The organism is Gilliamella sp. LMG 34361, assembly GCF_984569075.1.
Genome location: NZ_OZ474903.1, coordinates 1,903,609 through 1,922,142, shown reverse-complemented (window position 1 = coordinate 1,922,142; position 18,534 = coordinate 1,903,609). Strand labels below are relative to the sequence as shown.

The 18,534-nt window shown below is 34.3% G+C and carries 26 protein-coding genes and 1 pseudogene; 24 read left to right on the top strand and 3 right to left on the bottom strand.

What is annotated here, in order from left to right; genetic code table 11:
- Window positions 1–23 precede the first annotated feature (23 nt).
- Together AC5LXI_RS09230 and AC5LXI_RS09225 are read left to right on the top strand one after the other, a co-directional pair.
- The gene (locus AC5LXI_RS09230) at window positions 24–224 is read left to right on the top strand and encodes a helix-turn-helix transcriptional regulator (RefSeq protein WP_493442055.1); all 201 of its coding nucleotides are present in this window, start codon (window positions 24–26) and stop codon (window positions 222–224) included.
- A gap of 216 nt (window positions 225–440) precedes the next feature.
- Window positions 441–1,094 (top strand): Rha family transcriptional regulator, encoded by a 654-nt coding sequence (locus tag AC5LXI_RS09225; RefSeq protein ID WP_493442054.1) that lies wholly within the window; start codon window positions 441–443, stop codon window positions 1,092–1,094.
- A 232-nt stretch (window positions 1,095–1,326) separates the two neighbouring features.
- Here the strand turns inward: AC5LXI_RS09225 and AC5LXI_RS09220 are convergent, their stop codons facing one another.
- Window positions 1,327–1,500 carry a hypothetical protein gene (locus AC5LXI_RS09220; protein WP_176700243.1) on the bottom strand — a complete coding sequence of 58 codons (174 nt, stop codon included), beginning with the start codon at window positions 1,498–1,500 and terminating at the stop codon, window positions 1,327–1,329.
- On the opposite strand from AC5LXI_RS09220, the gene AC5LXI_RS09215 reads away from it, so the two are divergent.
- The 18 genes and pseudogenes from AC5LXI_RS09215 to AC5LXI_RS09130 all read left to right on the top strand — a co-directional run bounded on the left by AC5LXI_RS09215 (window position 1,499) and on the right by AC5LXI_RS09130 (window position 13,160).
- Window positions 1,499–2,224: a host cell division inhibitor Icd-like protein gene (locus AC5LXI_RS09215; protein ID WP_493442053.1), complete on the top strand. Its 726-nt coding sequence runs from the start codon at window positions 1,499–1,501 to the stop codon at window positions 2,222–2,224. The genes AC5LXI_RS09220 and AC5LXI_RS09215 overlap by 2 nt on opposite strands.
- Window positions 2,217–2,447 carry a hypothetical protein gene (locus tag AC5LXI_RS09210; protein ID WP_493442052.1) on the top strand — a complete coding sequence of 77 codons (231 nt, stop codon included), beginning with the start codon at window positions 2,217–2,219 and terminating at the stop codon, window positions 2,445–2,447. The genes AC5LXI_RS09215 and AC5LXI_RS09210 overlap by 8 nt, the downstream gene beginning before the upstream one ends.
- Complete coding sequence (locus AC5LXI_RS09205; protein ID WP_493442051.1) at window positions 2,437–2,667, top strand: hypothetical protein; 231 nt, start codon at window positions 2,437–2,439, stop codon at window positions 2,665–2,667. Before AC5LXI_RS09210 ends, AC5LXI_RS09205 begins: the two co-directional genes overlap by 11 nt.
- Window positions 2,660–2,881: a hypothetical protein gene (locus AC5LXI_RS09200; protein ID WP_493442050.1), complete on the top strand. Its 222-nt coding sequence runs from the start codon at window positions 2,660–2,662 to the stop codon at window positions 2,879–2,881. The genes AC5LXI_RS09205 and AC5LXI_RS09200 overlap by 8 nt, the downstream gene beginning before the upstream one ends.
- Complete coding sequence (locus AC5LXI_RS09195; RefSeq protein ID WP_493442049.1) at window positions 2,868–3,059, top strand: hypothetical protein; 192 nt, start codon at window positions 2,868–2,870, stop codon at window positions 3,057–3,059. Before AC5LXI_RS09200 ends, AC5LXI_RS09195 begins: the two co-directional genes overlap by 14 nt.
- Entirely contained in the window at window positions 3,052–3,426 is a 375-nt protein-coding gene (locus AC5LXI_RS09190; protein ID WP_493442048.1) for a hypothetical protein, read from the top strand. Before AC5LXI_RS09195 ends, AC5LXI_RS09190 begins: the two co-directional genes overlap by 8 nt.
- Before the next feature lie 10 nt (window positions 3,427–3,436).
- Entirely contained in the window at window positions 3,437–5,806 is a 2,370-nt protein-coding gene (locus AC5LXI_RS09185) for a primase-helicase zinc-binding domain-containing protein (RefSeq protein WP_493442047.1), read from the top strand.
- Window positions 5,807–7,065: 1,259 nt separating this feature from the next.
- Window positions 7,066–7,623, top strand: coding sequence for a hypothetical protein (locus AC5LXI_RS09180; protein ID WP_065651095.1), 558 nt, complete (start codon window positions 7,066–7,068; stop codon window positions 7,621–7,623).
- A 667-nt stretch (window positions 7,624–8,290) separates the two neighbouring features.
- The gene (locus AC5LXI_RS09175) at window positions 8,291–8,836 is read left to right on the top strand and encodes a hypothetical protein (RefSeq protein WP_493442046.1); all 546 of its coding nucleotides are present in this window, start codon (window positions 8,291–8,293) and stop codon (window positions 8,834–8,836) included.
- A 582-nt stretch (window positions 8,837–9,418) separates the two neighbouring features.
- Window positions 9,419–9,526, top strand: a pseudogene (locus tag AC5LXI_RS09170) (VENN motif pre-toxin domain-containing protein); the annotation flags it as partial.
- Between the two features lie 24 nt (window positions 9,527–9,550).
- On the top strand, window positions 9,551–9,838 hold the full coding sequence (locus tag AC5LXI_RS09165) for a DUF6862 domain-containing protein (protein WP_493442045.1): 288 nt from the start codon (window positions 9,551–9,553) through the stop codon (window positions 9,836–9,838).
- 318 nt (window positions 9,839–10,156) lie between these two features.
- Entirely contained in the window at window positions 10,157–10,324 is a 168-nt protein-coding gene (locus AC5LXI_RS09160) for a contact-dependent growth inhibition system immunity protein (protein ID WP_493442044.1), read from the top strand.
- Window positions 10,325–10,398: 74 nt separating this feature from the next.
- A complete protein-coding gene (locus AC5LXI_RS09155; protein ID WP_493442043.1) occupies window positions 10,399–10,956 on the top strand; it encodes a hypothetical protein in 558 nt (185 codons plus the stop codon).
- A gap of 408 nt (window positions 10,957–11,364) precedes the next feature.
- On the top strand, window positions 11,365–11,664 hold the full coding sequence (locus tag AC5LXI_RS09150) for a hypothetical protein (RefSeq protein ID WP_493442042.1): 300 nt from the start codon (window positions 11,365–11,367) through the stop codon (window positions 11,662–11,664).
- Window positions 11,664–11,936 (top strand): hypothetical protein, encoded by a 273-nt coding sequence (locus tag AC5LXI_RS09145; protein WP_493442041.1) that lies wholly within the window; start codon window positions 11,664–11,666, stop codon window positions 11,934–11,936. The genes AC5LXI_RS09150 and AC5LXI_RS09145 overlap by 1 nt, the downstream gene beginning before the upstream one ends.
- Window positions 11,902–12,294, top strand: coding sequence for an IS3 family transposase (locus tag AC5LXI_RS09140; RefSeq protein ID WP_493442040.1), 393 nt, complete (start codon window positions 11,902–11,904; stop codon window positions 12,292–12,294). Before AC5LXI_RS09145 ends, AC5LXI_RS09140 begins: the two co-directional genes overlap by 35 nt.
- Before the next feature lie 2 nt (window positions 12,295–12,296).
- Window positions 12,297–12,629 (top strand): transposase, encoded by a 333-nt coding sequence (locus tag AC5LXI_RS09135; protein WP_493442039.1) that lies wholly within the window; start codon window positions 12,297–12,299, stop codon window positions 12,627–12,629.
- Between the two features lie 315 nt (window positions 12,630–12,944).
- Complete coding sequence (locus AC5LXI_RS09130; RefSeq protein ID WP_493442038.1) at window positions 12,945–13,160, top strand: hypothetical protein; 216 nt, start codon at window positions 12,945–12,947, stop codon at window positions 13,158–13,160.
- A gap of 459 nt (window positions 13,161–13,619) precedes the next feature.
- On the opposite strand, the gene AC5LXI_RS09125 is transcribed toward AC5LXI_RS09130, so the two are convergent.
- Complete coding sequence (locus AC5LXI_RS09125; RefSeq protein ID WP_493442037.1) at window positions 13,620–14,228, bottom strand: DUF6710 family protein; 609 nt, start codon at window positions 14,226–14,228, stop codon at window positions 13,620–13,622.
- Between the two features lie 309 nt (window positions 14,229–14,537).
- Here AC5LXI_RS09125 and AC5LXI_RS09120 point away from each other — a divergent pair, with 309 nt between their 5' ends.
- The 4 genes from AC5LXI_RS09120 to AC5LXI_RS09105 all read left to right on the top strand — a co-directional run bounded on the left by AC5LXI_RS09120 (window position 14,538) and on the right by AC5LXI_RS09105 (window position 16,618).
- A complete protein-coding gene (locus AC5LXI_RS09120) occupies window positions 14,538–14,834 on the top strand; it encodes a transposase (protein WP_493442036.1) in 297 nt (98 codons plus the stop codon).
- Window positions 14,835–14,843: 9 nt separating this feature from the next.
- A complete protein-coding gene (locus AC5LXI_RS09115) occupies window positions 14,844–15,320 on the top strand; it encodes an IS3 family transposase (RefSeq protein ID WP_493444282.1) in 477 nt (158 codons plus the stop codon).
- Complete coding sequence (locus tag AC5LXI_RS09110) at window positions 15,227–15,658, top strand: transposase (RefSeq protein WP_493442035.1); 432 nt, start codon at window positions 15,227–15,229, stop codon at window positions 15,656–15,658. The genes AC5LXI_RS09115 and AC5LXI_RS09110 overlap by 94 nt, the downstream gene beginning before the upstream one ends.
- Before the next feature lie 624 nt (window positions 15,659–16,282).
- Window positions 16,283–16,618 carry a hypothetical protein gene (locus AC5LXI_RS09105; RefSeq protein WP_493442034.1) on the top strand — a complete coding sequence of 112 codons (336 nt, stop codon included), beginning with the start codon at window positions 16,283–16,285 and terminating at the stop codon, window positions 16,616–16,618.
- Between the two features lie 205 nt (window positions 16,619–16,823).
- Here the strand turns inward: AC5LXI_RS09105 and AC5LXI_RS09100 are convergent, their stop codons facing one another.
- A complete protein-coding gene (locus AC5LXI_RS09100) occupies window positions 16,824–18,431 on the bottom strand; it encodes an alpha-glucoside-specific PTS transporter subunit IIBC (protein ID WP_493442033.1) in 1,608 nt (535 codons plus the stop codon).
- Between the last annotated feature and the right edge of the window lie 103 nt (window positions 18,432–18,534).

Sequence of the window (18,534 nt, the reverse complement as noted above, 5' to 3'; positions counted from 1 at the left end):
TAAACATCAGGAGAATATAACTAATGACCAGTCAAATCCTATCCAAAAAAGAAGTAAAAGCCTTACTTCACTTCAAATCTGACACTAGCCTTTATACGCTAGAACGGAAAGATGAAACCTTTCCCCAAAAAATCAGAATAGGCTTGCGTCGAGTCGGGTATCGTGCTGATGAAATTTACTCTTGGCTTGAATCTCGTAGAGTAGAACGTCGAGAGGTGGCTTAATGGTGATAAAGCAAAACCCTTTATATCGCGAAATGATAAAGGGCTAACACTGGAATAATGACGCTTCCAATGATAGCCAATCTCGCGTTAAGTGTCTAGCTAAAAACACTAAATAACTAATTGATTTTAAAGCAAAGCGAAAAAATTCGTTACGGTCTCCCCTTGCCTAAATTCAGCTAAAAGGGGAATTTTTCGACACGTTAGGAGAGATGAAAAATGAAGGATTTAAGTATTAAAAATAATGATATTGAATTGGTGCAATCCAAAGAGCCACGAATTGATAGCCGTCTAGTGGCTAAAGAAATGGGGATTACTCATAAAAGTTTAATGAATTTAATTCGTTCGAATAAGAATGATTTAAAAGAATTTGGTTCACTGCCTTTTCAAAAGGCATCGAGAAAAAGAGGCGTTGGTGCTGTAACAATTACTTATGTACTACTCAATGAGAACCAATTTGATTTAATTAGTCGAATTGCAAGAGGTAAAAATCATAAACAAATTATTGATTTTAAGGTGCGAGTAACCAAAGCCTTTGCTAATAGCAGAGAGCGCGAAAAGGTAAAACGCGAATACTTACCTTTCTATCACCAGAGCCGTGACGCTTTATCAATGATGCAAGGTGTCAAAAAGTACCATTATATTAATCTCGCCAAAGCTGAAAACAGATTTACAGGGTTATATTCAGGAGAGAGACAAACCGCTAACGAACAACAATTAGGTGCACTAATTATTTTACAGCAAATTGAATCAGCGGTATTTAATGAAATAGATAACCCTACCGAAGCGATAAGGGAAGTTGGACGAAGAATTAATGCATTGTCTGATTTAATCGCCACTAATAAAACGATTAATAATTTAAGGACACGTTAGAGGGCTAAATCATGACTACAAGCTTATATAACAACCTAGCAATACAGATGTATCCCCAAACCTTAAATAATCGCCCAATGAATCGCTACGGCGCAATTTTCCGACACGTTAGGAAAGATTTTATTGATATCACTACGCGCGCGCGTATGAGTCGGAAAACTTATTGCATGGGGTTGAATTTTAAAAGTAGGTTTATTGAGTCCATAAAAAGGAGCCACAAGAAACTTAATTATTATGCTTTAGGTATGATTCCTCGTGATTGTAATTCTTTTCTTAAAACTCTTTTAATCCAAGTAGCTAAGCTAGTATCGCCATCTTTCATAGCTTCTTCTTCTAACTGTTGCCGAAATTCTTCGGTTAATCGCATTTGGTATTGTGGTGATCTTTTTTCTTTTGGTGTTGACATGGTAATTACCCAATATTATTATAATTACACGGTAAAGACCATTATAATGGTCGCGCCCCAAAAAACAATAGCCCAAAGAGTTCACACCTCAATGAGCTATCTAACCACAAACATTAAATGGAGTAATGCTATGGCTAACCGCTATGATAGCGCACACCTACGCGCTGAACAATCTAAACTATTCAAATTTTACGACCTATCAATTATTGATAAAAATCGCTTGCATGAATTTAAGGATTTGAGCTATATTAATTTTGCACTAGCAAAATCTAGTGTCAGGATTGGAACCCTGAACAGTTACTTGGCGACACATGACGCCCAAAGCGTCTTTTTTTGTGTCAATGCTTGCGCACACCTATTTATCAATATTTCTTCTATGGTGGCGTTAGTGGGGCATCCGAAAGGATGGCTGGGTCACCAAGTAACCAGTAGTTCCAACCCTGCTAACGTCACCGCCAACGAGATTGGAACCTCTAGCGGTGATTATGTAAATCATTACTTGGAGGCTGTCATTATGACTACTACCCCTAACCCTATTGTATCCACGCAAAAACTATATAAATTCTATGACCTATTAACCGCTCAAGTTATCCAAACTACAGCTACAACTGAACGAGAAGCACGTAAGAGCTTAGGCAAGCAATCGCTTATCTTTATCGCCAGAATTCGAATAACCCCAATCATTGAACGAGCTAGAACTTGGGGAGGCTACAGCCATGAATAACCATCAATTAGTTTGTAAAGTTGAAGGCACACTTCTTCAAGTTAAAAGTATGGCAAAAATCGCGCTAGATAACGCAAATTACAAATTATCAGGATATGAAGAGCCTTTTATTGACCAATCAGATATGAGTAATTTGTTGTGGGCTATAGTCGATTTAGCAGAGCAAGCCTTTGATGACCTACAGGAATACCACTTATTAGGGGGTAAAGACAATGCGCAATAATCATCGATTGATAAATAATATTGAAACCAAACTAGCACAAGCCCAAAGCATGATTAAGGTGATTCTGGATAACCATAATTATAAAGACGAGGGGCTGAATGAACCTTTTATTGAACATTGCGATATAAGTAATTTACTTTGGACAGCAGGGGACTTAATCGAAGATGCGTATAAGGAGTTATTAAAAATTGATATCAAAGGAGATAAAAACAATGGCTAATATCTCTTTAGATGCGATTAATACTATTAACTCAAAACTCGGTCAGGCAGGCGCGATAACAACGCTTTTAATGGCTGATTGTGATTCAAACACGCCAATTAACGAAGAATTACGCTCCTATGCCCTTGATGCTGTATCAGACTTAATTAACGATTCTAAAAAGCTATTTAGAAGCGAAACCGAGCGCAAGGAGGCAAAGAATGAAAGAGTTTGATTTTGTCCATAACGATGACGGCACTATTACCGCATTAAGGCTTAAAAATGGCAAATATGTAGCACTATTTTCTTTTGACAAGGATGAAATCCCTAACTTACTCGCCGATGTCACCAAGCGACTACCGCCCGAAGTTAGGCGATACATGACACAAATTAAGGGGGTAAATCATGGATAATCAGCAAGAAGTAACAGCAATTCATCATAGTATCGTTGATTCTACCATGGCGATTATCGCAGGTTTATTTTTAATTGAGCAAATTAATAAAAACGGTGCCAAGGTGTTTATTCATGAGGGTATCAAGATTGATATTGACAAAGATTTAATTGTTTTAGGGTTAAAAGTTAGCCTTGAAGAATGTTTGATTGAAGACTTTGGCGAAAGTGAGGGGTTAAACCGCACCTATGGGCTATTAAAAAAGATGTACGCCGAAAGTGACGATAAACCTATGGCACTAACGCAATTCGGGCAAGAATTACTTTCAACATTGTTTATTGATTTAGTCGAAGATATCAAAGCTGAATCTAACGGGACAATCCATTAAGGGAGCGGTAATGAAAATAAATGAAATTACCACCCAAGCGGTAGGTAAATGGGATTATATCTTTCAATCATTAGGTATTGAAGTGGGTAATGGCAAACATTGCCCTTGTCCTGTCTGTGGTGGTAAAGATAGATTTAGATTTGATAACCAAAATGGTAGAGGTACTTACATCTGTAACCAGTGCGGTAGTGGTGATGGCTTAGAGCTTATCAAAAACTATTGTCAATGTGACGCTAAAGAAGCATCAAATAAAGTAGCGGAATGTTTAAATCTGTCTAATCAAAATAACCAAATACGGGAAAATCTCGTATTTAGAAAAATAGATCCCAAACAATTATATAACGATAACATACCAGATAATCCCGTATGTAAAAAGGTCGAGTATTTGCTATCTAAAGCAACATTAGGGCAATCTCAATACCTGACCAAGAAAGGGTTAACCTTTGATTTACCCTTGTTAGATAACGGGCGCATTTTTGTGCCCATGCTGAATTTTCATAATGAATACGCAGGCGGTCAATTTATTGAGCTAGACGGCAGCAAGCACTTAATGAAAAGCTCGAGCAAAAAAGGGGCTTTTATTTTAGCTACCTCAATTTTGAGTAGACCTGCCGAGGTGTGTGCAAATTTGCTCGCACATAATGAAATTATTATCTGTGAGGGTTTGGCTACAGGGATATCGATAGCGGAATTCCGCCAGCAGTCTATTGTTATATCCGCTATTGACGCAGGCAATCTTATTCATGTAGCTAAAGACATTCGTGAGTTAAATCCTACCGCTAAAATCATTATCGCAGGTGATAACGATATTGGTCAAAGCCCTAATACGGGCTTAGCTAAAGCAATAGAAGCAGCTCAAGCGGTAAATGGTTATTACTCCGTTCCTGATACAGATTATAAATGTGATTGGGATGATTATAGGCAACAATTTGGAAGCGATAACGCTTTGGCTCATTTTAATAAAAACCTCATAAAACCAGAGTTATCCACCATGACAAAACATAACATGCAAAACGAGTTATCAAGCATGAACCTATCGCAAATGGCATCAAGCCAACGGGCCGAATTGTTAAATGAGCATTATCACAATAACCTCGCCATTAATTTAACTACTGATGAAATTTATCACTATCAAGATAACGCATGGCAACCTATAAGCGATAAACTATTAATGCGAACACTAGCCGATTTATTCACTCAATCAGGCGAACCTTTTAACCCTATGCGAATTAGCTCAGCGGTTGAATCGCTCAGGTTATCACTGCCGATAATGGGAACACCTCAGAAAGATTTAATCTGCTTTAAAAATGGCGTATATGCGCTAAAAAGCCAAACCTTTAGACCTCACAATAAGCAAGATTGGCTATTAGTCAGTAATGATATTGATTACTACCCTGCCAAAGAAAATGAATCTTTTGATACTCACGCGCCCAACTTCGCTAAATGGCTAAAAAGAGCATCAGGCAATCAAGATAAGGCTAAAAATATCTTAGCTGCGCTATATATGATATTGGCCAATCGCCATGACTGGCAATTATTCTTAGAGGTTACAGGCGCAGGCGGTAGCGGTAAAAGTGTTTTTGCTGAGATTGCGACGATGTTATCAGGCAAGAATAATACTGTCATAGGTACAATGGAATCACTGGAAAAGGCAAGAGATAGGGCTTTAGTAGTTGGTTACTCTCTTATCATTTTACCCGACCAACCGCGTTATATGGGCAGTGGCGCAGGATTAAAAGCAATTACTGGCGGTGATGAAGTCGCAATAGACCCAAAACACAAACAACCCTATTCTTGTAAAATCCCTGCGGTAGTCTTGGTTATCAATAACGAGGCAATGAGATTTAACGAACGAAATGGCGGTATATCACGACGTAGAGTTATCTTTCACTTTGGCGAGGTCATCCCTGAAAAAGAGCGAGATTTAAACTTGGTTAGCAAAATAGAGCAAGAGCTCCCCTCAATTGTGAGGTTGCTATTAAATGAGTTTACCAGTCCAGCAGAAGCCAAAGAAAGACTACACCAGCAACAACAATCAGACGAAGCGACGGCGATTAAACGCGAATCTGACCACTTGGTAGATTTTTGTAGTTATCTTGATGTGCTGGATCATCCCAATGGTATGCTTATGGGTAATTTAGGCATAATACCATTTAACCCTAAAAAATATTTATATCATGCTTATATTGAGTATGTGCGAAATACAGGGCTTAATAATCCATTGTCCTTGAGTGGGTTCGGTTTATCATTAAATTACGCCATAAAAGAAAATAGAAAGGCGTACATTAAAAAACGAACTAATATAGGGGTAAAAACTAATTTAGAAATAAACCCAGATATGTGTAAAGATTGGCTACCTAAAGCCGAAGATCCTAACTAGTAGCTCAAATTGAACCACTAAAATAAGGCCGTCCTAATTGGCGGTTTTTTATTGAGTGAATACCTAAAGTGTATACTTGTGAATAGTAAACATTCAAGTATACACCACTCAAACCCTTTTAGAATAAGGCTTCAATCAGGTAGTGAACACCGTGCATACTTTTTTATAAAATTTTATTTTTATGGGGGGAGGTATAAAAAATCTAAAACATAATTAACGGATACCGCTCACCTAGATAAATTTTTACACCGTCAAAATTCTAAAACCAATTTTTAACCTTTCAATTTGGCAAGATTAAAATACCTAATATTGGGGGTCAGTTTTTATTTTGGGACTATGTTTGGGACTATTTCTTCAATAAATAAAAATCAAAAACCTTTATTGAAAAGGCTTTAACAAGACTATTTCAAGTCCGACCACTGCACCAACAAAATCAATTAGTTAATTGTCATTCTTTTGTAAGTCAAATATCAAAAAATTTTGAATGACGGTAAAATGGTTAGTGATTTTTCTTTTGAAAATTTTTAACCAACCTTAAATTCATCAATCATATTTAATTTCTCATATCAATATTCATTTAATAAATCTATCAATAGTTAGCAGATAAAGATCATTATAATTAAAGATGCTAACCGGTTAGCCAATGATCTCAGTAAAAAGGGGGGATTGATTGGAAAAGTGGCTATTTGGGTGAGGGTACTTTCGAAATAGTAAATCAAACAGGATTATGAAGTGCAATGATATGGGATCAAGGTAATAAGGTTGGTCACTAGGAGAGTTGTTAAAGGAACAGATAAAGTTAGTAATGTTTTAATTCATTATCCTTGGAAAAGCACTAGTTATAAAATGACTCAATAAGAATTTAAAAAGGTATATAATGAGAGCGCAGTTTATATTTTAATCCATGTTAATGATAGTTTTATTCCACCAGGGATAGATCTATATCAGTTTAAGAAATGGCACCCTGAATACTAGAAAAATAGAGCGAATGAATTTAAAAAATAGGTATATTATGAGTACATAACTCGCAAAAGATTTCGGTATTTTTTTTAAAGAAACAATTTTAGAGGCAAAAGAAAATTGGTGATTTTTTTTGATCCTATTATGGGCGCTCTAACGCAGACTCTGCTTAAGCAAAATTGGTTAACAATGATGGAGTATAAGAATGGACCTGATGTAAGCATTCTAACCAAACTAAATAATAAAACTCTATCAATTTGATGAATTAATAAATTCTATTATCCCAAGAGATGGTAAAGATGGTAATAAATAGTGAATTTAGTAAACAGTTATTATTAGAAAGGGAAAGATTTGAAAATCCTCCAGATCATACTGTTAAAGCTACAGGGGTTGGTATAGCTAGGTTTATTATTCGTTGTAATAATAATGCTGATGAAGTGTTAAACTTAGCTAAACGAGTGTTAGTGATAGTAAACTATAATTCAGAGTTAGTTTGGCCTTCTTTTGAATTATGGAAAAAAATACTACCTGATATATTTATTAATCATTGTGCTAAAGAATTAACTGAAGAAGAAGTTAAAAATCAACAAATATATTGGGATAGCTTAAGTTATGAGCAAAAAATAGAAGAAGCTAAAAAAGATAAAGCATGGACTTTATCTAATTGGTTAGCATGGTTAGAGCCCGATTGTAGAGAGTGGTTTTGGTGGAATGCTCATAAATTTGATGGTGAAATTGAAAATACACATTTTTTAATCGAGGTTACAGCTTTAGATGATCCTTTTTCATCAGGTGCATTGAAATGGTTATTTAGAGCTTGTGGTGCAATTGATGTCGTATGTACAGATGATCTTTAGTTTATGCATCTGTCATCAAGTTCTGCGAGACTAGTCGCAGAACTGAACTAACTATTTATCCACTCAGTGATCTAGTTCACAAATTGAACAATTAACTCGTCTTTTTAAGTGGTAACGGTGAATGGTCTGTGTTGGATCAGAATTTACCCAACTAGAGGGTTTTAAAGATAATCAGTGAAGAGTAACATCCTTTGTCATAGTTAACTCTTTTACGCATAATTCACCCAAATTATTACCACTTCATTCATATTCTAATATTAATAAGACGGTATAGACTCCTCAATTATTTTTACAAATAAACCTCAATAAACTAAATCAAAATAACCATTACCTGAAAAATATAATCATCAATTAGAACTGTTACTAGTAATGACAGTTTTTTTACTGACCAGAGCGCAACCAATTTTTTATGACCATAGCAATGAAGCAAGAGTATTAAATAGAAATTTATAACAAAACAGGTGAAACTTTTTATACAAATCAATTATTATCTTGTAAAGTATTGGCAACAACACTTTGCTTATTAATACTAAGGCGGTATCGAAAAGAAAATAGTTATGTAAACTCGTACCTAACGAACAGAAAGATAAACTAAATTGGAATGGTTCAGCATAAGTACAATATATTTAATAGAATATTGAATTTTTTTAAATGATAAGGTAAGTAAATGATGTCAATAAAAATTGGTTTTACAGGTGGCGCACGCATAGTTGAATTGGGTACAGATAGTGATATGAAGCTATTTTTTGACTGTATTTCATATTATGTTCCACCTAAATATTCCAATCAAAATTGGTCACTGATTACTGACCGCTTATATCGACGTTATTTAAAATTAGAAGAGTTAGATGCCACCGTAGCATTAATGAAATTAGTAGAAAAAGAGTTTAAACAGTTGGATAGAGAAGCATTTGATTGGACTAAAATATTATCAGGTCAAGTTAAAAGTAATTTAGACAGAAGCAAATCAACTTTATTCGAAATTTTTGTTAGATATTTTGAAGCATTTTATGAGTGTATTGAATCTGCCATAGTAAATTATGAATGGTTCAAATCCAATTCTAATTATGAATATGAACCTGTAATGATAACAATTTCTACCATCCCTTATTGTGTAAGCTATAGTATGATCCCTTTATCTGTTTTCGATAATTTACAACCTGACGAAAAACCAATTTGGTGGACAGGCAAAATTCCTAAAACCACAACGTAGTTACTTTTTAGCTTACCTCTAATCCCCTTTCCCTCAAAATTTTAAGGAAAGGGGGGATAGATATTATTACTGATTTTAATTTCACATTAATGTTGTTTTATTGAGTTCGTTTAGTATGTCAAAATCCTGATGTCTAAAATTATCTTCAGCGACTTATTATTGCTTTATTAATAGCCTACGGATATTCAAATATCAATAAAATGGTATACGCTCCTCGATTATTTTATGAATACATCTCAATAAACCAAATCAAAATAACCATTATCTAAAAAAATAATCAATCTATTAGAGTAGTTGTTGGTAGTAATGTTCTATCACCAACCAGTAGCCAACCAACCATTTATGACCACAACGATGAAGCTTCGAATATTACCCACGCGGCAACTAGTGACGGTGAGTTAATCATTCGAGACCCAGATAAGCAAACTATCAATGAACTCAGTCATGATACTGAAAATGCCCATAGCAAACTCAAACCAATCTTTAATAAAGAGGATGAGCAGACCAGATTAAACATTGTCACTAGCTTAAAAGAGTTAGGAGAACAGGTTAAAGAGCTCGAACGTACCATTAAAACAAACTATCAGCGCACTATCTCAACTAGCATCAGGCCTTACGGTAGCTGCCGGCCGTGGTAATATTGGCGATGCTAGTGCGGCTATTAGTAGTAGTAAAAATGCGGTTGAGAATAATGCTTTACAAAAGAAAGAGGTATTGGAAAAAAAGGGTATAAAACTACGTTTCGAGCTTCAAGGTGGTTTGACCCCGGTGTTGACTGAAGAGGAAAAAGCTTATTGGCAAGATAGGTTAGATAAAATTGAAGATCTTGATAGATTAGATGACGAAGCTTTTAAAGATGCTTGTTCTGGCGGTAGTAATACTCAATTATGTCAGAGTCAAATTCAAAAATTATTAATGTTCAAAGAAGAATATGAAGAATTTTTTGGTAAAATCCAATATAAGGAATTGCTTCCTGATGATTATAATAAAATAATTAAGTAATTAGATAAGTTTTCTGATGCCGTATTTTTACCTAATTATCCTTAATTACATGAAATCATAAAATCAGAAGAAGGTGAATACTTAAAATTTTATTCATTCATTGAATTGAATAAAGAACAATTCAACCAGTCAGTAAGATTAATTAGGGACTACATAGCAAAACAGAAAAATCCAACAGAGTGGCAAAAAATGGCTCAAATAGTATGGACTGAAATAGTTGAGCCTTATATTATTCATGATAACCGTTATCAACCAGATTAAATAGTTTAAAAACATGACTATTATGGTTATAAAACCAAATGAGCGTTATTTAAAAAGATGATGCAATGCGCAATTGAAATTAGAGATGGCGTTTTAACTATTTCTCCTTCTATTCACGAAAAGCTAGAAAGTTGGGGAAGTGGTTTGCCTAAAAGTGATAATGTAGTTTTGCCTAGCAATAGTTCACCAGAAAAAAATTGGTGCAGGGCTAAGATTAGCATTTAGTCGTTGTCGCTAATTGATAAAACTATATCAATTTGATGAATTAATAAATTCTATTATCCCAAGAAGTGGTAAAGGTGGTAGTAAATAGTGAATATATAAAACAACTATTATTAGAAAGAGAGAGATTTGACAGTCCACCAGATCATACTGTTAAAGCTACAGAGGTTGGTATAGCTAGGTTTATTATTCATTGTAATAATAATGCTGATGAAGTGTTAAACTTAGCTAAACGAGTTTTAGTGATAGTTAACTATAATTCAGAGTTAGTTTGGCCTTCTTTTGAAGAATGGTCAAAAATATTACCTGATACATTTGTTAATCACTGTGCTAGAGAATTAACTGAAGAAGAAGTTAAAAATCAAAAAATATATTGGGATAGCTTAACTTATGAGCAAAAAATAGAAAATGCCAAAAAAGATGAAGCCTGGTCTTTATCTAGTTGGTTAGCATGGTTAGAGCCTGATGCTAGAGAGTGGTTTTGGTGGAATGCTCATAAATTTGATGGTGAAATTGAAAATACATATTTTTTAATTGAGGTTACCGCATTAGATGACCCTTTCGCATCAGGTGCATTGAAATGGCTATTTAAAGCTTGTGGTGCAATTGATGTCATTTTTACAGATGATCTTTAGTTTATTTATCTGTCATCCAGTTCTGTGACACAGTCGCAGAACTGAACTGACTATTTATATACTCAGCAATCTAGTTCGCAAGTTGGACAATTAACTTACCTTTTTTAGTGTTAATGGTGATGGATTGTCCTGTGGTGAATTTAAGTTTGTTTATCCAGTTGCATTTTATGGTGAATTGTGGAGAGGGGATATCATAAAATCATAAAACATGAAGTATGTTTTATTAATTTGAGCTAAAAAATTTTAAAATATCTATATAGAAAGATTCTCTATCAAATGTTCACCTTTTCCATCATAAAGTTCAAATATCAATCAGACGGTATAGACTCCTCAATAATTTTTACAAAACCAAACTCAATAAAGCAACTCAAAATTAGCGGAAGGAGATAAGTTTTAGCTCCAGTTCTATTGGGGGCAGTTGATCCATTAAAAGGTAAGATAGTTACTGTATCAAATGGGGTTGTTCCTGCTAAGATAGCCCCCCTTAATTACAAGCCTATGCTGAAATTAGGGCGATTAGGTATTAAGACTTCATGTGGAAATAGATTAGGTCGTTGTGCTGAATTTAGAGCAGCTAACGAGTTGTTATTAAATAATCCTAATATTAAATTAAAGGATATTCAATTTACTCAAGCTGTACGTCCTCGTAATGGGAAACCCGTGCCTCGTTGTGAAAATTGTACAAACGTATTTGGAGTTGAAAAATAATGAGAATGACTGATGAGTTTATAAGCACTACCGATCTTGACTGGTTTGCTGCATTTTATAATGGCAATCTAGCACACTTTACTTCAGGTGGTACAACCGCGGTACCTGAAAAAGTAGTTGATTCAATTAAGAATTATGAAGAACTATATGATTATTTTTTTGATTTAGAAAAACGATGTGATATTGAAATTATTGAAGATAATTTGCCTGAGTTTCTCGATCAAATATCAACGGCAATTGCCCCAACAACCGCAAGATGTTGTGCTCAGTGAAAGAGTTGGTAGAGTCTTTAATGATAATTACCGCGCTTATGGTACAAGGCGCCTGCAGGCAGAACAGAGAAAGCAAGGCATGATTTTATCTCGACGACGAATTGGTCGAATTATGGCAAAAAATGGCTGGGTTTCAAAATACACCTGTAAAAAATATCGTATTCACGTTGGAAAAAGTAATGAATCGAGTGTGGGGAATGAACTTAATCGAGAATTTGAGATAGGTCAACCACGAAAAATATTGGTGACTGATTTAACTTATGTGAGGGTTAAAGAGCGGTGGCACTACCTTTGTGTGATTGTTGATGTCAGTAATCGAGAGGACGAAGTGCTGGCAAGCATAAAACAGCAGGGTTAGTTATGCAAGCAATCAGTCAAATTCCAATGAATTTACAGTCTATTGAGTTTTTTCACTCAGATAGAGGAAAAGAGTTCGATAATCATCTGATTGATGAGTGTTTAACCGAGTTTAGCATTAAACGTTCATTAAGCCGTAAAGGCTGCCCGTATGATAATGCAGTTGCGGAAGCAACATTTAAAGCGGTGAAAACAGAGTTTGTATCGAATACTATTTTTGATTCACTGGAGCAGCTTAGGTTGGAATTTAATCATTATGTCGATTGGTTTAACTGCAATCGACTTCATTCAACATTAAATTATCAGTCACCGATTGAATACAAAAGAAATCGATGACCTTATCTTTTTGGTACTAAAAAGTGTGGACATACCAGTTAAACAAGGTAATACCGTATTTACCTTTGTTAACGATGCCGACACTTACACATGAACTATCACAAAAGAACACTTATCATCGGGGTTAGTTGAATTAGCGTTATTTTGTACAGAAAACGGTAGAAAATCTGACCCATTTCATTTTATCGAAGATATGATTAATTTTTATAGTAAACCTTGGCATATAACCGACTGGGGGTATAGAGCTATAAAAATATATACCGAACAATCATTATTACAAACCCCAACACGCGTTTATCATTAGGAGGTCATTATATGGCAGCATACTTATCACCAGATAAGAATTTTACTATTACTTGCAACGTAGAGCTAAAAGATTTATTAGAAGCAGCCGACAAAGTAAAAAAAGAACTCAAGGAATTAAGTGATAGTGGAGCGAAAGCATCAAAAGGCATAGACAAACTAGAATCATCAGCAAAAAGCGCAGGCGGAGCGCTTGGTAAACTTACCACTGTTGCTAAAGCTGTATAAGCTGTTTTAGTTTCTAGCCAGATCATTGCGTATGTTCAAAGCTGGAACGAGCTAGAAGACCGTATACAGAATACTGGCGCTACAGCATCAAAAACTAAAGATATTTTAGATCAACTTTTGGCAACTTCTGACCGAAATGGTCGTACAATTGAAGAATCATCAAAGTTATATATTCGTCTTTCTAACTCTATGGGCGAGTTGGCTATACTGCCGCTTATGCCGCGTATGTTGCTGACCCAAACCATCCTATGAAGTTTAAGCGCTCTACCGCTAAAAAGGACTTTTTAAATAAAGGTTTTGAAGATGTTGAGGACCAAATAGTAAACATCTTTAAAAAAGAGCTATTCAGTTAAATTGTAGTGTACACTTGCACACAAATCCTGACAAAGGTTGGCTACCAAGAGCTGAAGATCCAAGTTAAATATCATGGTTTATTATAAACTATACTTAATTTGTGATTTACTCAATGTTATTTGTTAATAATTTTGATATTTCCCATACCCAACCAAATTCAGGATATCGAGGTTCTCCGATAACTTGCTCGGAAGTTGTGTCAATCCAATGCGTTCCATTGAAATAGACCTCATTTAATTTGTTTGAAAGGTCTACTACTGTCTTTGGGTATATTTCTCCATTACCAGAAAGTACTCCTTGAATAATAGAGTGGTTTCCTCCTTTTACAAAACCAATTCTCATTGGCAAGACAAGTGTTACATCATGATTAATATCTTGTTTAAATTTTCCACATTTGCGATTTTCCTTTCCAATTGAACCAAGATTACAAACTAAGCTAGTAGGATGCCAACCTGTAGGTAAAATAATATCAGAGGCTAGTTTAAGTGAGTGATGACTTGCTGAATTTGAATGTTGTGTAGAATTAGCTAAGATTTCGCATACTATGCTATGTGAACAAAGGAAATCCTGGTATAAATCAATCTCTTTTATTGCATGATGTTCATGCGTTAAATAAGCATTTCTAATGTGTTCTGCTTGAATTGGTTTCATTACTATTTTTATCAAATCATATAAGGCTTCATTCTTTGAAAAAAAACATGAGTTTTGATTCACAATCTTATTCGCCTACTCCATCAGATTAATAAATTGCTCCTTTTTTAAAGAAGAAATATTTTTTTTGTTAAAAAAATAGATACTCATGTTAACCTCATTTTCATTTATTAGGTATTTTTATGATTAATATTGCTAATATGATTATAAATGAAATAAGTGAACACTTTAAGTGTACACTTATGAATAGTAAATATTTAAGTATACACCACTCAAACCCTTTTAGAATAAGGCTTCAAGTTGGATAGGCTACACTAATTCGTACAATTTTTTTAAGGGATAAGATAAACTACTCTAAAAAAGGAAATTACGATGAAAATAAAACGACGAGAAAGACGAACCTATACAGATGATTTTAAACAGCAGATGGTAACGCTCTATCAACAAGGTAAAACTCGCAGTGAATTAGTTTTACAGTATGAGTTAACGCCATTAGCATTAGATAGATGGATAACACAATACTCCACAACAGGTTCATTCAAAACTAAAGATAATCGAAGTACTGAAGATAATGAGTTACTCGCCCTGCGCAAGGAGAATAAACGATTATTGATGGAAAACGATATCCTAAAGCAAGCCGCACTGATAATGGCACGAAAATCGCAGTGATACAATCAAATCGACATCGCCATTCATTGGTGTCGATGTTTAGGTGTATCAAGGCATTACTTTTATTATCAGTGCAAAACGCGCCTTGAAAAAAAAGTTTTAAAGTATGCACAAGAGATTCAAGCTATTTTTAATCGTAGTTATCAATCTTATGGTACGAGACGGATACGAAAAGCGTTGTCAAATCAAGGTATAATCGTATCGCGTCGTTATGTGGCTAAAGTCATGAAAGCATTATCATTGAAATCAAAATATACCGTAAAACGGTATAAAAACCGTTCTAAAGAAGTTAATTCCGTTGCGATTGCCAACGTATTACAGCGAAATTTTACTGTAGGTGTAAAAGCAAATGTTATAGTCGCTGATTTGACTTATATAAAAGTTGGACAAAAATGGAATTATCTGTGTGTATTACTCGAACTCTCAGCACGAAAGATAGCCGGATTGGACAACACAAAACAGCCGAGCTTGTTATGCAAGCACTAAGCCAAATTAAAGCACCATTATCCTCAATCGCACTATTTCATTCAGACCGAGGAAAAGAGTTTGATAATCAATTACTCGATAGTTGTTTTGAGGTATTTGGTATCACTCGCTCATTGAGCCATAAAGGATGTCCTTACGATAATGCCGTTGCTGAAGCGACATTTAAGACAATTAAAACGGAATTTGTCAAAAATGAGATATTCACCAATACCAATGAACTACGACAACGTATCTCTGCTTATGCATATTGGTACAACAACAGTCGGCTGCATTCATCATTAGGTTATTTGATGCCGAAGGCATTTAATAAACAGTTACCCCTTAATTTTGTTGTATGAAAAAGTGTGGACATTCCAAGTAAGTAGTGAACACCGTGCATACTTTTTTATTAAATTTTATTTTTATGGGAGGGTATAAAAAATCTAAAACATAATTAACGGATACCGCTCACCTAGATAAATTTTTACACCGTCAAAATTCTAAAACCAATTTTTAACCTTTCAATTCGGCAAGATTGAAATACCTAATTTTTGGGGGCACTTTTTATTTTGGGGGTACGACAAACAAAAGAAACAAACACAATGCTTTATGAAAAAAGATTTAAATAGTGCTTTTCAAGTCCGACCACCCCATATATTTTTACGTCAAATATTAATAAACGCTGAGTGGCGACAAAATAGTGTTCGGTTTTTTTATTAGACTGACTTTATTACTTATCCAAAAGATATTTCACGATAAAGGACTACTAAACAATATGGTTAAACCTGAGGTAGTAAAAACAGTTAATAATAAAGAAAATTATGGATATTTAAATTATAAAATGAATCAGGGCATTGCTACCATATGGGGAAAGTGATGCAGTTTTTGCCTATTTTGAAGATAATAGCCAAAAACTTACAGGTTATATTAAACAATAAATATTAAAAGATGATGGTGTTTTTAATCTTTCTGTTGTAAATGGAGTGAAGAAAGAACAACTGTCATTTAATGAATGTACTTCAAAAATTAAAATTACTATTAATGGCACAAATTATAATTTTAAATCCCTATGTAAAGATATTCTAAAACTGGAATTAAATAAATTAGTTAAGTTTGCAGATCATGTTCGAAAACAATTATCTCTCATTAAAAAGTATAACTTTACATTTACTCCTCCACCAAAAGTGTTGATTTCACTCGGTAATAAAACAGAATTATTTCAAATTGAGAAATATTGTATTTATCATAATAATCATCAAGAATTGCTAATAAAAAGTGTTTCACAACAAAAATATACATTTCTTCCTATTGAGTATTAAATCTAAAGTTGAATTTGAAAATGGAGAGAAAATCGATATCCGAAAATGGTTAGATTTTTTGTGTAAAAACACCGATATCAATTAAAACAATTTTTCTGATGTATGATTAAAATGGTAGTCAATAAGAATTATTAATTCCTAATTTGATATTTGAGATAAGGGCAATATAAAATCAGAATATATTTATACTGCCTCTAGCATATTATCAAACATCTGATTTTATCAATGCGTTAATTTCTTCTCTAACAAGTGGAACAGTTAAACCGACAATAATTTGTATTGATTGACCTTTGTTAACGACATTAATAGCTCCACAATTTTGAAAATATTCAACATTATTGACTAATTCAGGATTTGCGACTTGCACGCGAAGACGAGTTGCACAATTAGTCAAATGGGTAATATTATCTCTTCCTCCTAATCCTTTGAGAAAAGCTATCGCTTTTAGCTTAATAACATCATTTTCATCTTTATCTTCACTAAGCGCTCTCTCTTCATCGTTATTTATATGATTGGATGTTTCAGATTTACTGTTTTTGTAATCTGCTTTGCTAAATAATTTGATATTGTTATCCGAACGTCCTGGTGTCATTAGATTAAATCTGAGAATAAGAAATTTAAATACCAAGAAGTAAATTGCTGTGAAAATTAAACCAATCACTATTTGAATAACATAAGTTGCCCAATGGTTAGCTCCTAATGGTAACCAATTTTGGAAGATAAAATCGATAATACCTAAATAGAAATTTCCTGATACCCCAAAGAGATACATCACAGTTGCCATTGTGGCTGCTAATAGGGCATGAACAAGAAACAGCATTGGTGCAATAAATAAAAAAGTAAACTCAATCGGCTCAGTAATACCGGTCAAAATAGCCGTGACAGTTGCTCCAATTAATAGACCAAAGGTCATTTTTTTATTCTCAGGTTTGGCTGTTGAATAGATAGCCATGGATATGCCTGTACAACCAAATACTTTGCCCATACCGATAAGCATAAATCCACCTTGCGGAAAGAGTTCAGTTAATGGTTTCGTACTATCTGCAAATTCTGAAATGTGTGATATCCAATAATTGACAGTACCTCCATCAGTAACGATTGGACCAAAGTAAATTGGACCGTAGACAAAGTGATGTAATCCAGTTGGGATTAGAATGCGTTCTAGAAATGTAAATAGCCAAACTCCAATAGGACCAGAATTTAAGATAATTACTTGTAGACTTTGTATTCCGCTTTGGATTGGTGGCCAAACAAGAACAGTCAAAATAGCTAAGATCAACATCAAAGGAAAACAAAGAATGACAATAATCGGTGTGCCGGTAAATACATTAGCCCAATCTGGTAAACGTAAATCAAAATAGCGATTGTGTAGCCATACAGTAAAACTAGCAGTTAAAATTGAGCCAACAATTGAGGTATCTAGAGTAAGTACACCACAAATTTCAATCAATCCAGCTTGACCGACCTGATAATTTATTCCTAGTTCTTCACTCCATACGTCAATAATTCCGCCAATAAAATAGTTAAATGTTAAATAGGAAATAAAAGCAGCTAACACTGCTCGACCAGATGCCTTTTTGGCTAAAGCAATTGGTAAACCTAGAGCGAATAACATTGGCATATTTTGGAATACAACCATTGATGCTTTTTGCAGTATACCAAGAATTTTTACATAATATGAACCTTCGGTAGCGAAAGGAAATAAATGGGGATTAAGTAACACAACCGTTAAACCCAATAAAATACCGGCAGCAGGGAATAATAAAACCGGAACAAACATTGCTGCGCCAAAGCGTTGAATTGTATTTCTCATATAGACATTAATCCTTTAAAATGTTGATTAATATTCACTTTAATTTGCTAACAACTTATGCTAACACTAAGGTTGGTTACCAACCCTAGTGCGGTAGGTTGCA